General features: G+C 57.1%; 12 protein-coding genes. 3 read left to right on the forward strand and 9 right to left on the reverse strand.

Going from position 1 to position 15,724, the window contains the following annotated elements:
• Positions 1-2: 2 nt before the first annotated feature.
• Entirely contained in the window at positions 3-1,583 is a 1,581-nt protein-coding gene (locus ACZ5C7_RS23490) for an ABC transporter ATP-binding protein (protein ID WP_464378595.1), read from the reverse strand.
• A gap of 51 nt (positions 1,584-1,634) precedes the next feature.
• Entirely contained in the window at positions 1,635-2,738 is a 1,104-nt protein-coding gene (locus tag ACZ5C7_RS23495; protein WP_464378596.1) for a BMP family lipoprotein, read from the reverse strand.
• A 236-nt stretch (positions 2,739-2,974) separates the two neighbouring features.
• Between ACZ5C7_RS23495 and ACZ5C7_RS23500 the strand changes: the two genes are divergently transcribed.
• Both ACZ5C7_RS23500 and ACZ5C7_RS23505 read left to right on the forward strand, forming a co-directional pair.
• On the forward strand, positions 2,975-3,943 hold the full coding sequence (locus ACZ5C7_RS23500) for a sugar phosphate isomerase/epimerase family protein (protein ID WP_464378597.1): 969 nt from the start codon (positions 2,975-2,977) through the stop codon (positions 3,941-3,943).
• A gap of 7 nt (positions 3,944-3,950) precedes the next feature.
• The gene (locus ACZ5C7_RS23505) at positions 3,951-5,069 is read left to right on the forward strand and encodes a Gfo/Idh/MocA family protein (RefSeq protein WP_464378598.1); all 1,119 of its coding nucleotides are present in this window, start codon (positions 3,951-3,953) and stop codon (positions 5,067-5,069) included.
• A gap of 276 nt (positions 5,070-5,345) precedes the next feature.
• On the opposite strand, the gene ACZ5C7_RS23510 is transcribed toward ACZ5C7_RS23505, so the two are convergent.
• From ACZ5C7_RS23510 to ACZ5C7_RS23525, 4 genes are all read right to left on the reverse strand, one after another.
• Positions 5,346-6,983, reverse strand: coding sequence for a PQQ-dependent sugar dehydrogenase (locus ACZ5C7_RS23510; protein ID WP_464378599.1), 1,638 nt, complete (start codon positions 6,981-6,983; stop codon positions 5,346-5,348).
• A gap of 239 nt (positions 6,984-7,222) precedes the next feature.
• Positions 7,223-8,644, reverse strand: a complete 1,422-nt coding sequence (locus ACZ5C7_RS23515) for an alkaline phosphatase family protein (RefSeq protein WP_464378600.1) — start codon at positions 8,642-8,644, stop codon at positions 7,223-7,225.
• Positions 8,645-8,654: 10 nt separating this feature from the next.
• Positions 8,655-9,851, reverse strand: a complete 1,197-nt coding sequence (locus ACZ5C7_RS23520) for an inositol-3-phosphate synthase (RefSeq protein WP_464378601.1) — start codon at positions 9,849-9,851, stop codon at positions 8,655-8,657.
• Between the two features lie 648 nt (positions 9,852-10,499).
• A complete protein-coding gene (locus ACZ5C7_RS23525; RefSeq protein ID WP_464378602.1) occupies positions 10,500-11,351 on the reverse strand; it encodes a sugar phosphate isomerase/epimerase family protein in 852 nt (283 codons plus the stop codon).
• 163 nt (positions 11,352-11,514) lie between these two features.
• Between ACZ5C7_RS23525 and ACZ5C7_RS23530 the strand changes: the two genes are divergently transcribed.
• Positions 11,515-12,423 (forward strand): DUF8054 domain-containing protein, encoded by a 909-nt coding sequence (locus ACZ5C7_RS23530; protein WP_464378603.1) that lies wholly within the window; start codon positions 11,515-11,517, stop codon positions 12,421-12,423.
• A 75-nt stretch (positions 12,424-12,498) separates the two neighbouring features.
• Here ACZ5C7_RS23530 and ACZ5C7_RS23535 read toward each other — a convergent pair whose 3' ends face one another.
• Genes ACZ5C7_RS23535 through ACZ5C7_RS23545 form a run of 3 tightly spaced genes read right to left on the reverse strand, consistent with a single transcriptional unit; the run spans position 12,499 to position 15,106 of the window.
• On the reverse strand, positions 12,499-13,416 hold the full coding sequence (locus tag ACZ5C7_RS23535; RefSeq protein ID WP_464378604.1) for a UbiA family prenyltransferase: 918 nt from the start codon (positions 13,414-13,416) through the stop codon (positions 12,499-12,501).
• Positions 13,417-13,447: 31 nt separating this feature from the next.
• Positions 13,448-14,323, reverse strand: coding sequence for a sugar phosphate isomerase/epimerase family protein (locus tag ACZ5C7_RS23540; RefSeq protein ID WP_464378605.1), 876 nt, complete (start codon positions 14,321-14,323; stop codon positions 13,448-13,450).
• 3 nt (positions 14,324-14,326) lie between these two features.
• Positions 14,327-15,106 carry a TatD family hydrolase gene (locus ACZ5C7_RS23545; RefSeq protein WP_464378841.1) on the reverse strand — a complete coding sequence of 260 codons (780 nt, stop codon included), beginning with the start codon at positions 15,104-15,106 and terminating at the stop codon, positions 14,327-14,329.
• Between the last annotated feature and the right edge of the window lie 618 nt (positions 15,107-15,724).

A 15,724-nucleotide genomic window follows, 5' to 3' on the forward strand; every position in this document is an offset into this window, starting at 1 on the left:
GCTCATGCCTGTGCTCCTCCCTTCGATTCTTGTTCCGATAGTTCTCCTTCATTTTCGAGACGCTGGCCGGCCATCAGGAGGCCGAGTTGCTCTTCCGTTACGTTGTCCGGATCGACGATGTCGATAAATTCGCCTTCGTACATGACTGCAATTCTATCGGAGAGTTTTTGAATTTCTTCGAGCTTCGACGAGACGACGACGATCGCCAATCCGTCCTCGCGGAGTTCGAGTAGCCGGTTGTGGATGAACTCGATCGAGCCGATGTCGACACCGCGCGTCGGATGCGACGCGAATATGAGATCCGGATCGTGGCCGATCTCTCTGCCGACGATGAACTTCTGTTGGTTGCCGCCGGACAGAGATGCCGCTTCGGCATCGGTGTTCGGTGGGCGAACGTTGAACTCCTCGATTATATCTTCCGCGTGCTCCCGGACGGCCGCCCAATCGATAATGCCGTCACTGACGTACGGTTCGATGGTCTGGTTCCCGAGCAGTGCGTTTCGGACGAGGCTGTAATCCTGGACGAGCCCTTCCGTTTGTCGATCCTCGGGGATGTACGCGATTCCTTCCTCGATACGTTGCCGGCGACTCATTTTCGTGACGTCTTCGCCAGCAAACCGGACGGATCCCGACTCGAGCGATCGCAGTCCGGTACATCCTTCGACCAGTTCGGTCTGGCCGTTCCCCTGGACGCCCGCGATGCCCAGAATTTCTCCAGATCGAACGGTGAGGTCGACGCCGGCAACCTTCTCGATATCACGGTCGTCCCGAACGTGGACCTCGTTCGCCTCGAGAACGGGTTCGCCGGAGGTCGCTTCCCGGGGCTGTCGATCGAACATTACCTCTCGACCGACCATCATCCGCGCTAGATCTTGTTCGGTAGTATCCGCGGCCTTGACGGTTCCGACCGACTCTCCATCCCGGAGAACGGTGATGTCGTCGGCCGCCGTCAGCGCTTCATCCAGTTTGTGCGAGATGAATATCATCGAGTGGCCGGCATCCGCGAGATCGTTCAGCAGGTCGATTAACCCCTCGACCTCCTGTGGAGTGAGAACCGCCGTCGGTTCGTCGAAAATGAGAATTTCCGCTCCCCGGTACAGTGTTTTGACGATTTCGACGCGCTGTCGGTCGCCGAGATCGAGATCGCGGATCTGCGTATCTAACTCCTCGTCGATACTGAATCCGTATCGAGAACAAATATCCTTGATTTCGTCTCTGGCGACGGACTCGTCGATTAATCCGTTTTCAGTCGGCTCGTGACCTAAAATGATGTTCTGCAGAACGGTCATCGGCTCGACGAGTTGGAAGTGCTGGTGGATCATTCCGACTCCGACGCTCATCGCGTCTCGCGGCGAATGGAACGTTTGTTCTTCGCCGTTGACGATGATCGTCCCCTCGTTTTGATCGTACAATCCGTAGAGTACGCTCATCAGGGTCGTCTTTCCCGATCCGTTCTCACCGAGCAGCGCGTGAATCGAGCCCTGCTCGAGCGTGAGATCGACCTCGTCGTTGGCGACGACATCCCCGAAGCGTTTGGTGATTCCCTCGAGTTGGACGGCTGGAGGTGCGTTACTTGTAGTCATGGTCTGTTATTGGAAACTCACCCATAAATATGGACTGAAAAGACGGCGGCGTTAACAGCCGGTTGGTCCGCACTCGAGGTCGATCTCGTCGTCTTCGAACGCCTGAATCGCTTCTTCGATATTCTCGTCGAGAGCGTCGGGAAGTTCGCCGTCGAAGGCTCGACCGACGACGAAATCGATTCCACCGTTTTCGAGGCTGAGGTTCTGTTCGCCGACGAAGTCTCCGAAGTTGTCTTCGGCGACTGCTTCCGCCATGTCGTAGGTCGCCTCGTTGAGGGCCTTCACCGCGGAACCGAGGATGACGTCTTGATAATCATCCGACTCGGACTGATCGGTGTCGACGCCCAGCGCGAAGCGATCGTTGTCCTGTGCGGCCGAGAAAACACCCTGCCCGGCGGACGAAGCGGCGTGCCAAACGATGTCGGCTCCGGCGTCCATCTGGGACTCCGCCGCATTCGCCGCTGCTGAGGCGTCGTCGAAACTCCCGCCGTAGCCGTCGAGAACCTCGATGTCTTCGTCGACCCACTCGGCGCCTTCGATGTACGAGACTTCGTACGCTTCGATCAAGTCGATCTCTTCGCCACCGACGAACCCGACGATGCTTTCGTCCGGATCGGTGGAGCTATCCTCGTGCTGTATGTCTTCCTGCGTGAGCGTTCCGGCTGCGACGCCGGCCAGGAACGACATCTCGTTGTTCATCTCGATCCATCCGGAAACGTTATCGGCACCTTCGACAACGTTGTTGATCAGCATCCAGTTTTGGTCCGGATACTCGTCGGCGTTCTCCACGAGTGCGTCCGTGTGGTTGTCACCGATACAGATGATGAGATCGTAGTCGCCCTCGGCGGTGTTGGCCTGCACTGACGGATAATTGGATTCGCTTCGCTCCTCGACCTGCGTAAATTCGAGATCGAAGTCGTCCTCGGCGTCCTCGAGACCGCTTACCGCATTGTCGTTGAACGCGTTGTCACCGAAGCCGGCAGGACTCGAGATGACGGCGATGTTCGTTTCTCCTCCCCCGGAGGCGCCATCCATACATCCGGCCAGCGCTGCAGTTCCGATTCCGGCCGCCCCGGATGCGAGAACCGTCCGTCGACTAACCCCAGTCGTCGACGAATGGCGTTGCGTATCATCGGATCCGTTCCGCGTATCCATGTTTGGTACCATTACACTACCCAGGTAGTTTTCATACATTATAAAATTACTCATGTTCGAGATAGCTTTCACCACTTTTCACACCGCTCTGTTAGCGGTCGATGGACCTGCGAAGCGATAGTTCGATTAGTTGCTCGTTCCGTTACACTCCGTCTGGAAGCTACAAATCAGCTACTACCGTGCTAGCAAATGACTAGATCGTCATATTTTAGGTAGTTGTTCCTAACAGTGTAGCTATGGACATAGGTGTTCTAACCGTAGCGCTTGCCGATGAATCACTGTCAGACGCGCTCGCGTACCTTTCCGATCACGGTGTGGGTGCGGTGGAACTCGGTTGCGGCGGGTTTCCCGGCGACGCACATCTCCCTCGAGACGAGTATCTCGACGACGAGCAAGCACAACGAGAGCTACAAACAGCGCTTGACGAACACGACCTATACGTCTCGGCGTTGTCAGTTCATAACAACCCGATCCATCCGGACGAGGAGAAGGGTGCCGAGGCCGACGACGAACTCCGCGAAGCGATTCGACTCGCATCGCAGTTGGGTGTCGACACCGTAAACACGTTCTCGGGCCTGCCCGCCGGCGGCCCGAACGACGAAGTGCCGAACTGGATTACCGCACCGTGGCCGAACGAACACCACGACGCCCACGAGTACCAGTGGAACGAGGTTGCGATTCCGTACTGGTCGGAACTCGCGGCGTTCGCGGACGATCACGGAGTCAACGTGGGAATCGAGATGCATCCCAACATGCTCGTCCACGAGCCTCGCGGCTTACTCAGGCTCCGAGAGGCGACGAACGACCGGATCGGCGCGAACTTCGATCCGTCGCATCTGATTTGGCAGGGAATAGACACCACCGACGCTATTCGCCTTCTCGGCGACGCCGATGCGATTCATCACTTCCACGCAAAGGACGTCAAGACGTACGCGTCACAGGTCCGCGAAAAAGGAATTCTCGACACGACGCCGTACACTGACGAAGTCGATCGGTCGTGGCTGTTCCGATCCATCGGGTACGGCCACGGTGAGGAGTTCTGGAAGGACGTCGTCTCCACCTTGCGGATGGTGGAGTACGACGGTGCGCTTTCGATCGAACACGAGGACTCGCTTACCTCCTCCCGAGAAGGGTTAGAGAAAGCGATCGAGCTACTCGACCGAACAGTCTTCGAAACGACACCTGGCGAAGTCTACTGGACGTAATACAACAATGACCGACGAACTATCCATCGGAATGCTGGGGTATCGATTCATGGGAAAAGCACACTCGAACGCACTCGAACGACTGCCGATGTTCTTTCCGGATGCACCGACAGTCGAACGGGACGTACTGGTCGGACGGGACCAGGAAGCATTGGACGACGCCGCTGACCAACTCGGGTTCGCACGAACGAGCACCGATTGGCGAGCGGTCATCGACGAGGTCGATGTCTTCTACAACCTCGGTCCGAATCACGTTCACGCCGACCCCTCGATCGAAGCACTCGAGGCCGGAACGTCGGTTTTCTGTGAAAAACCGCTCGCACACACGTTCGAGGACGCGACTCGAATGCGCGACGCGGCGAGTCAATCCTCGGGAATCTCCGGCGTCACGTTCAACTACCGCTTCATTCCCGCGATCCAGTACGCCAAAGAGCTGATCGAATCGGGCGACCTCGGTGAGATCCGTCACGTCCGCGGGACGTACCTTCAGGACTGGTTGACCGATCCGACCGCGCCGTGGAGCTGGCGACTGGACGAGGAGATGGCGGGCAGCGGCGTGCTCGGCGACCTCGGATCGCACGCGATCGATCTGGTCCGCTTTCTCGTCGGCGAGCAAGCCGGCGACTTCCAACGAATTAGTGGCAACCTACAGACGTTCGTTTCGGAGCGGCCAACGGCTGACGGGTCAGAAGTCCGGGACGTGACCGTCGACGACGCGTTCACCGCACAGGCGCAACTCGAGAACGGTGCGACGGCGAACATCGAAGCGAGTCGCTACGCGAGCGGTCACAAGAACGATCTCAGCATTGAGGTGAACGGCTCGAAAGGAAGTCTGCGGTTCTCGCTCGAGAGCCTCAACGAACTCGAGTACAAGGGCGTCGACGATCGAGGGTACCAGACGATTCTCGTTACCGACGAAAGCGATCCGTATGTCGATCACTGGTGGCCCGCAGGACACATCCTCGGCTGGGAACACACGTTCGTTCATACGAACTACGAGTTCCTCTCGTCGGTCGCACAGGGGACCGAGCATACGCCGTCGTTCGAAGAAGGGTACCGCGTTCAGGAACTCCTCGATGCGATCGAACGCGCCGACGAACGGAACGAGTGGATCGAGACGTCCTGACCGAGTTCGCGGTTCGAAATCCTCGCTACTGATCCGCTCGAGTTCGATCGGATCTGGTGGCGTTTTGGTTGTGTTCTGTCGGTTTCTCGGATGATTTGGCGTGTCCCGTAGCTCTGTGTCTCGTTGAGATTCTTGTCGCCACCGAACGCTGTTAGTTTGTCACGACCGAAATCAGGCTGACGATCGCTTCGGCCGCGAGAAAGAGGTGCTTTCCCGTTTATGGGCGTTTCTCGTCCGGTTTGTCCGACTCTTCAGTTGCCGCTATCGTTCAACTGGTTAGGCCTCGTATTCGATCATGAATATGCGGCCGTCCTCGCCGCTGAATCCCGGACCGTACGTCTGGAGGAACAACCGACCGTCTGGACCGTACTCCATGTCGTTCGGCGTCTCGAACTCTTCGTCCGGCAGGAATTCGTTCACGTCGATACTCCCGTCGTCGTTGTACGTGAGGTATCCCATCCAGTTGTCGTTGAACGGTGCCATGATGAACTGCTTACCGTCGAAGTATGGATCCAATGCACCCTCTCCGTACTCGTCGGAGTGCCGGTAGCGTGGTCCCGTGTTTGCGGACCCACCGTCCGGGAACTCAGGCCACGAGACTTCGCCGGGCTTCGGCATGTCGACCCAGTCCGGGGCTTCGACGTAGCTGTCCGAACTCTCCGGGAACCAGACGTCGGCCGGCGTAACCGGCGGAAGCTTTTCGAGTCCCGTATTGTTCGCGGAGTCGTTTCTGAGGTTGTCGGGCCAGAACGGCTGACCGGATTCCTCCGTCTCGAAATCGTACCGTCGGTACGGATAGTACGCGTGGAAGAACGGCCAACCGGCGTTGCTCGCTTCGCAGATCTGTCGATACTCGACGAGCCCCATGGGTCCACGATCGCTATCCCAGTCTTCGCCGTCCGGTCCGTAGTCAGCGACGTGAAGAAAGCCGGTCTCTTCGTCGACAGCAATGGTGTATGGGTTCCGCAGTCCCATCACGTAAATTTCCGGTTTGACGACCCCTTCCTCGATTTCGTCACCGTAGCCCTGATCCTCGGTGAACAAGTTGTCGTCCGGGATCGAGTACGAACCGTCGTCTTCCGGGATGATTCGGAGTATCTTCCCGCGGAGGTCAGCCGTGTTTCCGGAGGTACGTTGGGCGTCGAACGCCGGGTGTCGTGCTTCCTGATCGTCGATCGGAATGAATCCGTCCGATTCGAACGTGTTGGAGTCGTCGCCGGTCGAAATGTAGAGTTCCCCTTCCGGACCGAACTCGAGGTAGCCACCGAGGTGACAACAGAGATCGCGCTGATACGGGATTCGGATGATTTCCTCTTCAGTGTCGGCGTCGATCTCACTGTCTTCCATCTCGAATCGGGACACCAGCATGTACGAGTGATCGATTCCGTCGTGCTCTTCGTCCTCGCTGGGATCGTACCATTCAGCGTACGGACTCTCACCGATGTCCTCGGTGGCGTCCTCCGTCGGCGTGTAGAAGATGTAGACGTAGTTGTTCTCCTCGAAGTCCGGATCGAAGACGAGCCCTTGTCCGCCGTCTTCGTCTGTAATACGAACGGGAAGCTCGAGCGCGGTTCCCGTCTCCTCGGAGTCCGGATCGACGTAATTGACTCGAGCGGTCCCGTCTCCCTCCTCACCGAACGTAGCTCCACGAGTAATGTAGAAGACACGTCCGTCTGGGGCGATATCCATCGACATCATGTTGTCGTGGACGTCCAATTCGGTGACGGCGTAGTTATCCCAATTAGTTGCGGCGTCCGGATCCGGTTCGGTTTCCCCGTTTTCGTCTTCCTCCTCGTCAGTCTCGTCCGCACAACCGGCTAATCCGATAGCGCCGAGTCCTCCAATCCCCTGCAGGAGACGACGTTTGTTACTGCTGTTAGATGCACTCTCTTCTCCAGTCCTCTGATCAGACATATACCCCTTACTGCAGAACCAACCTAAAAAAGCCTTGTGGTGAGACACCGCATCATAGTTCAATTATCTATCTAGTTATCAGAACCGCCCTGTGACCGGATTTGCATCCTCTTTTCCGTCGCGTCTTTCAATCAGTTGAAAACACGTCGTTATCGATATCGACGGAAAACCGGTCCTACTGAATCGGGCATCGACGTCAATTCATACGGAAGTAGGAGGTGGCAACTACACGGCGTCGATTAGTCGAGGAGCGACGACCGTTCGAACGGGATGGAAACTGCGTCGGTGATCCCGAGTAGATCCGTAATGGTCGGCGTCACATCCAACGCATCGGCGGGTTCGTCCAACTCGAGCGTGGGTGCTGCTGGACCGCCGAGCCCGTAGCAACCGTACGCCGACTCGTCGACGCGCCCGTGGGACCCGCTCACCTTCGTCGGATCGAGCGACACTAACCCCTCGTCGCCGAAGAACAGTTCGCAGGGGTCGAATCCCGGCTTTTTGTGGATGTCCATGTCGCCCGCGTACGGCGGTGCATCCTCGCGGTCGTCCCACCAGTAATACTGGAACCACGCGTCGGTATCGGCGATCAGGACGAACTCGCCCGAGTCGGGGTGATCGATTCCGTACTCGGCCTTTCCGGATTCTTCGAGGACGACGTCGATTCCCTCGAGGTCGGCGACGACATCGCGTGCCTCGTCCATCGCCTCCTCCGCGACGTAGACGTGAGCGATCTGGTGATCGACCATGGCGAAGGCGTCCGATCGTGACAGATCGACGTCGTCGTCCGCGTCCGTCTCGAGGAGGCCCGCCTCGCGAAACGCGCGGTTGGGGAATATCGGCCGTTCCACGTCGTGAAAGCCGTACTCGCTGACGAGGTTCACGATGGTCTCATCCCAGCGATCCGTCCCGGTGAGTCCGGACAGGAACTCCTCGATGAGATCGTCGACGACTGTTAGTTCCTCCTCGAACGCGTCGGATCCGGGGCCGTCGCTCTGGCCGGCGTAATCGAGGTGTGGAACGTATATCCAGAGGAGGTCGGGATCCGCTCGTTCGATGGCTTCAGTTGCGGCCGAGAGAATCCACTCGGTGCTCTCCGCGCTCGCACCGGGACCCCAGTAGTTGTGCAGCGGGAAGTGGTTGTACTCCTCTCGAAGTTCGTCGTAGAACTCATCGGGGTTCGTCCAACAGTTCATCTCGAGGATATTGTTGTCCTCGTCTTCGATCGGTGAAGGGGTGACCGCGACATCGGCACTCGTCCCGATCAGGTGCTGGAAGAACAAGACGCCGGTCGTCAGTCCGGCATCGTCGCTCGCGGCCTCCCAGATCCGGTTACGATCGGCGCGGTCGCGTTCCCACAGTTCGGCTGCGTCGCGCTCGCGGTCGTATTCTCCGTTCGAAACGTCTCCGTGCGTTCGAGGCCCTTGCCCGGTCGCGAGTGTGGTCTGAGCAGGGATCGTCACGGCGGGGAACTCCGGCCGAAGATCAGTCACGTTCTCTTTGGGGAAGAGCGAGCGAAGTGTCGGCGTTCGTTCGGTGTCGATATGATGCGGTTGTAGGCCGACGATGTCGAGAACGATCATCCGATCGGCACTGTTCGAATCGTCGTTGCTGTTCGTCGTCTCCTCTTCGTAATCGGAACCTGAGTGGGTAGTGTCTGTCATGCGTATTCGATTACTCCAACTCGGTATGGCGCTCAGCGTACTCGTACAATCGGCTCATCTGTCGGGAGAAATCGTGTTCCTCAACCCCAATCGGCGCTTTGAAGAACGACGCCAGGTGGGGTTGGAGTCCGCCCTCACCGTGTTCGTCAGCGTGGGCGGCGAGACGAATCAGATCGAGAACGAGCGGCGCGGCGAGCGCCGAATCGGACCCGTCCCAGGTAAACTGCATTTTCATCTCCGTTTCCAGAAAGCCCTCGAAGTGGATGTGATCCCAGGCTGTCTTCCAATCTCCGAGAGACGGCGTGTAATCGATTCGGACCCGATTGTGACCGATCTCCGGGAGGATCGACTCGAGGACGTCGCCTTTCGTCGAAAGCTTTCCGGCGGCGTTCGCATCGTCCTCGAGAACCTGACCGTCAGTATTGCCGAGGATGTTGTGTCCTTCCCACGAGAGGACCCGAAGGTTTCGGCCGGCAAACATCGGTGCGAGTGCCGATTTGACCAGCGTCTCGCCGGTCTTCCCGTCTCGGCCCATGTGTGGAACGTTTTTCCTATCGGCTAACTCTCGAAGTCCGCCCAGTGCTGATCCAGTACTGGGCGTGAAGTTTATGTACGGGTGTTCATCGACCAGTGCTGCGTATGCATAAAGCGTACTCGCAGGGAGATTCCGGTCGTCGTTCTCGATCGCAGTTTCGAAGTCCGCCAGCGTTTTGTACTGCTCTGGTGCCTCGATCATCGGTTCGGTCGAGGCGGCGTTGACGACAACTAATCGGTCCACGTCCTGTTTTTCGATAAAATCGGTGTAGTCGTCGCGTATTTGCGAGATAACGTCACTTATCGTTGTCTCCTCTGTCGATTGCTCGTCTGAAAGTTCTTCGACTACTCGGCCACATTGCTGTGCGGTTCCGATAGTAACCCGTTCGTCCACCTCGCGAAGGTCTTCACGAACCGCCTCTAGCGTCTCTCGTTTCGGGACGGACCCTGCTTCGTGTGCCGCTTGGGCCGTTTGTTCGATACTCTGGGTTCGGATGTCGTGGCCGCCGAAGACCAGTTGATCGACGTCGGGGAGGTCGAGGGACGTTACTGGATCCCGCGCCGTCACCATTCCCGTCGTATCGACAACACCCCGTGCGATAGCTCTGGCCCCTACTATCGCCATGCTTGCTACGTTTCCCCTCGCACCGACTATCCAAACGCCAGTTACCATATTTGGCAACTCCAATCGCATACATAAAAACCCTACCATGGTTTGGTGTGATAGTTCTAAATCAATCACCAGTAAAGATCGCATTTTGTGTATTACAGAATTGTCTAATAATATCTTAAGATCGTTATATGGAAGAGAAGATAGCTATAAAACTTCCAAACAAATTTACTACTAGACCAATAAATATACTGCCGGTATTTTCAGGTTTTTCACTGAAATCGTAGGATATCATTACAAAGGTACAAACGTAATGGTGTTATGTATGTTTCTTTCTCACATGTGAGTGAATTCTCGCACAATATAAACCCTATTATTTGTGCTATATCGAGTTACATCTCTTCCAGTATCGCCCGACACATCGCGGAGGGATAATTAGACAAACTACTCAAATCATACAATACAGTCTTCATAAATCCGTTCTGTAGTTCTCAACGATAGAAGTGAGAATGAGAGTCCGCTTCGATATAAAATTGTCCTCGATGTGTTAGTTATACTAATGAGTATCCACCATGAGCACACGGGTATTCGCGCACATCGGTCTTCCAGGATTTGTCGCGACCCATGAAGGACGTGAGTCTACCTAACGGAACGTACAGCGAGAAAGCGACCACGGAAATATGCAAATCCCGGAAAGTGACCGTCGTTTCCTTACGAAACGTACTGTTCTAACGCCTCATAAGATACTGCTGCCGCTCGGTCGGGAGCGTGGGGATAAGTGTACAACTCCATCGTTGCGAATCCATCGTATCCAACGTCCTCGAGCGCATCGAAAATTGCACGGAAGTCGATGTCCCCCTCGCCGGGAATTCGGTGGTAGTGCTTTCCCCGGCGACCGCCGATAATATCCTCAAGGTGAATGCCGGTAATCTGGCCGGCACATCGTCGAATACTCTCGGCTGGTTCGTCACCGTAGACTGCGACGTGGCCGAGGTCAAGATTGACACCGAGTGCATCACTGTCGACCGCTTGACAGAGCTCAAGCACTTCGTCGGTACACTCGATGAGAAGTTCGGGTTCGAATTCAATTCCGACCGATACATCGGCCGATTCGGCATACGCCGTGATCTCTTCGAGCGACTCGAGAAGGTATTCTCTGGCGTCTTCAGGAGGGTTTCCAGGCAGTGGACGGCCCGTCGCGACACAGACTGCCGGGGAGTCGACCGCTACTGCGAGATCGATCGCCCGCTTCGTGTACTCGACGCGCCAAGCTCGATCCTCGTCGTCGGCCGTGATAATCGTCGGATCGAAAAACGCCGACGGGGGAGCGTCGTCGTAATACCCTGTTGCTGTGTTCGCGTTGATGTTCGACACCTCGAGTCCCGTTTCGTCGAGTGCAGTTTTGAGTTCCGCGCGATCGGATTCGTCGAACTCGGTGAGGAACGCGTGTGGGGTGTCGGCCAGGATTTCGACGCCGTCATACCCGTGTTCAGAAATTTGGCGAACGGCCTCGGGAAGTTCGATGTTGGTGTATGCATTCGTAGAGAACGCGAGTTGGGTCATACATGGGAATTTATTCAAACAATGAAATAGCTTCGCATCACTGATCAGAATCTGCCTCCGTCGCTGCTGTTCGAGACCGTTGTCTGAGCGATCTCACCAACGTCACATGGAATCGACCGTAAACAAAAGAGAGATACCGTCCACCCGTCTTGGCGAATACAGAATGGCGAAATCGATACTCGATAGCCTTCGTCAGCCGGAATACACCGGCGAGAACCGATGCAATCCGTGTACGATACTGAACCTCGGTATTGGAGTGGTAGTCAGCGCACTCCTCGCACGAAAATCAAAGGTCGCAGGACTATTCGTTGCCATCGTATCGGTCACCGCGATTTATTTGCGGGGGTATCTCGTCCCCGGCACACCGACGATGACGAAACGATATCTTCCACCGACCGTCCTCCGGTGGTTCGGCAAGGGGCCCGAAGCCGTCGTCGCGAGCGGACTCGATCCCGCGACGGAATCGTCGTTAGACGAGGACCCCACCGGTACCAGTCAAGCTGATTCCGACGGCGGCGAATCGATAGCCGATGTACCGAACGCAGAACCGCTCGATCTCGAGACGTATTTTCTCGAACACGACGTGCTCGAGTCCTGTTCGGACGCAGACGATCTCTGTCTTACCGGGACGTTCGAAGCCGATTGGTTCGCGGCGATCGAACCGATCGCTGACTCGGACATCTCCGCGTCACAGATCGCCGATGCGTTTGGGTTCGAGGACGACCCCGAGACGTTCGAACTCGTCGTTCACGGCGATACGCACCGTCTCCGGTCCGAGGTGGCCCAGGTCGGGAGGTGGCCTTCCCGCCCCGCACTCGTCGCGGACATCGCAGCCAGTCGCGTGTTCAGTTCGCGGGTGTCCGACTGGGAGACGTACGACCCGCAGGCGAAGGGGAAACTGCTCAACGGGCTCAGAATGTTCCTCGAGACGTGTCCGACGACGGGCGGCGGCGTGGAGATGAGCGAGGAGCTCGTCGAATCGTGCTGTCGGTCCCAGAACGTTATCGCCGTCACCTGCGAAGAGACGGGCGAACGACTTTTCGAGCACCGCATCGATGATCTCGACGGCTAACGTTTTCTACAGTACCACACCCGTGTAGTTTCATTCCGCTTGCTATTCCCACAAGTAATTTGCTTGCCATCTCCATCAAGTAACGTCGAACACCCGCGAGAGACCCTTGGCAGGGACGAGGAATACGAACGCAGCGAGTGCCCACTGGATGCCGATGGCCGCAGCAAACGCCGCGTTCAGCACGATGAGCGCCAACACGCACGTCCCGATTGCCGGTCCGATCGTGGCCGGTGAGGGGGCCGCGTAGGCTTTCGATAGTGCCCGCCCGGTCCACGCGCCAAACCCGACGAGAAGCGCTATCGAGAGCGCGAAGGCCATCGGAGAGGGAGTCCGAACGAGCAAGAGGCCGACAACTCCCACCATAGCGAGTAGCGTTCCCGCTATCGCGACCGGTATCGAGAACGAGTTTGTCTCTCCCGTCTCGCTCTCCGCGAGAAAGGTGACGGCAGCGATATAGAGGGCGACGATCGCACAGACGGCGACCCCCCACGACGGAATCACAGTGGGGGACACTGCGACCATCGTTCCGAGGAGGACATTCAGCCCCCGGCTTCCGCCCATGAAGAGGTAGCCGATGGACGACCCCTTGAACACGCCGTCGTAGAGCAGGATCGTGAGAGCGAGCACGGCGGCAACGATTCCGGCGCTGAGACCGGCGGTTACCAGCGCGAGCAAAACACCGCCCCCGAGGAGGACTGCGCCGAATGCGAGCGCTCGCTGTTTCGTAACCTCGCCGGAGGGGATCGGGCGTTCAGGACGCGAACGAGCGTCTTCGTCGGCGTCGAAGTAATCGTTGAGCGTCGTTCCGGCCGCGTACAACAGGATCGAAGCGAGCGACAGACCGACGACGGCATCGATCGAGACGGAGTGTCCGGCACCAGCGACGATCGCAGCGCCGAGAACGATATCCGGCGGCGCCGTAAACAGGTTCGGAAGCCTGACTAATTTAGCGTAGGAAGTGGCTGATATGCCGGTTCCACTAGTTTCGTACATGGCCTACGAATTCGGTGCGTTTGCCATTCGCTCAGGCCCACCCTTGTTCCACTAAGTAGTCCATCGCCTCGCGGGCCGTCTCCTGGGCGGTTTCTTCGTACGGATAGAGTTCGATCGTGACGAACCCGTCGTACTCGCTGTCTTCGATTGCTTGCAGGAAGCCGTCGATGTCCATTCCGCCGTCTCCGAGTTGGGTGTGTTCGTGGGTGCCGTCGGCGGGAATGTCCTCGAGGTGGTAGTGATTCGAGTACGGCGCTAGTTTATCGATCAGTTCGACGGGATCTTCGTCGACGCAATAGAAGTGACCGGCGTCGAAGTTACAGCCGACTCGAGGCGAGTCGATCCGATCGACGAACTCGAGGAATTGGTCGGACGTTTCGATCAACAGATCCGGTTCGGGTTCGACCAGTACGTCGACGCCGACGTCCTCTGCGGTGTCCGTGACATCTCGGATTCCCTCGACGAACGTGTCCAGTGCGTCTTCTCTCGAGGTACCGTTCGGAACCGGACCGCCCGGCGTGATCGAGATGTGGTCCGCCCCGAGGGCGTCGGCCGTCTCGAGGGCGTTTTTCGTGTGTTCGATCCGTTCGCGACGATCAGCCGGATCTGGTTCGATGAAGGATGGATGCTGGAATCCCTGTATTTCGCGGTCGTACTCCGCAGCTTTGCTCTTTTCAGAGCGTTCGATCGCGCTGAGCATGAACGCGTTACAGTTACTGACGGCGACGTCGTTGTCCGCGAGCACGTTCCGTACGTGCTCGATGTCGCTATCGTCCGCGTTCGGCGGGAACAGGTGCGGTTCGTCGAGCAGTATTTCGATCCCGTCGTAGCCGATGTCGGCGAGGATTTCGATCGATTCGTCCAACTCGTACTGCCGGAATGCGTTGAGTGAGAAGCCAAAGTCCATGAATTAGGCCTCGTAGGTGAAGTTCGGCGACTGATCGAAAAACTCGTAGGGGTTGTCGAAGACGACCTTTTTGACCTCCTCGCGATCCCAGCCCCGATCGAGCATCTTGTCTCGAGCCTTTGGGACGGCGAGGGGATCGGACGGGTCCCAGTCGGCGGCACTGTTAAGCAACATCTTGTCGGTGCCGTACTCCTCAAGGATATCGATCGCGGTTTCGTCGGTTATCTTCCCGGGGTAAAGGGTAAAGCCGATCCAGCAGTCGGTCTGGGCCGAGATCTCGATCGTGTTCTCAGTGTTGTGATCGAGGATGATCCGCTCTTGGGTGACCCCTTCGTCTCGGATGATCTCGACGAGTCGCTCGGTTCCGTCGGGCTTGTTCGTGTGCGGAGTGTGGACGATAACTGGGAGTTCGCGTTCTTCGGCCATCTGGAGTTGCTCTCTGAAGGCGTACTCCTCGTCGCTGGTCCCCTGGTCGAACCCGATTTCGCCGAGGCCGACGACGTGCTCGCGCTCGAGGTATTCCGGAAGCTCGTCCAGCACTCGCTGAGCCATCTCCGGGTAGTTCGCTTCCTTCGGTTCGAGGCCGATGGTGGCGTAGTGGTCGATACCGGCGGCGCGCTCGGCGCGTTTGGTTTCGAAGCCGATGAGTCGCTCGAAGTAATCGAAAAACGATTCGGCGTGTTGTTTGTCCGTTCCGCTCCAGAACGCCGGCTCGATACAGCACTCGATACCGGCCAGCCGCGCGCGTTCGTAATCGTTGATCGACCGCGAAACCATATGCATGTGCGGGTCAATTATCGGAATCGACATATTCGGGTAGTCGTATTGAAAGTACATTAAAGTATGTTCTGATTGGGTGGAAAATACGCTTCCCAATTGTCATTTCTATCGCTGAGACGGAAAGAAAACCGGAGTGATCGCGGGGGATAGATATATTTGGTTTCCTCGAGTAAATGCTAGTATGCCGGAATACTGTCCCCACTGTAGCGCTCCCGTGAGCTCGAGGCGAACGGAGCCAGACCAGGGACGCCCCTACGAAGTGTGGCAATGTGAGGACTGTGACGAGGAGTGGCGTCATCCAGAGGAAACGATTCTCGACAGAAATCTCGATTTCAGCAAAAACAAAGAACAACTCTCTCGGCGAGAGTCTGATACTGATTTGAACTGGTAAGCGTTCAAAGGAGTGGACAAGTTGCTGTCCGGAGTGGGGTCTGTAGGGGGCACACGACATGGAATTATTGTCACTCAACAAGTAATTTATGAACGGTATTTCCCTGTGCGACGCCGTTTACTGCGTAGCGACAATCTTCTATCTTACTCGCCCTAACGGCGTAGGCCCGTGGAAACAGGTTTCCGCTGTTTGGTGTAACCGTTCGGTCCGTGTTGAAAGGCAGGGTAATT

The organism is Halostagnicola alkaliphila (genome assembly GCF_055379965.1).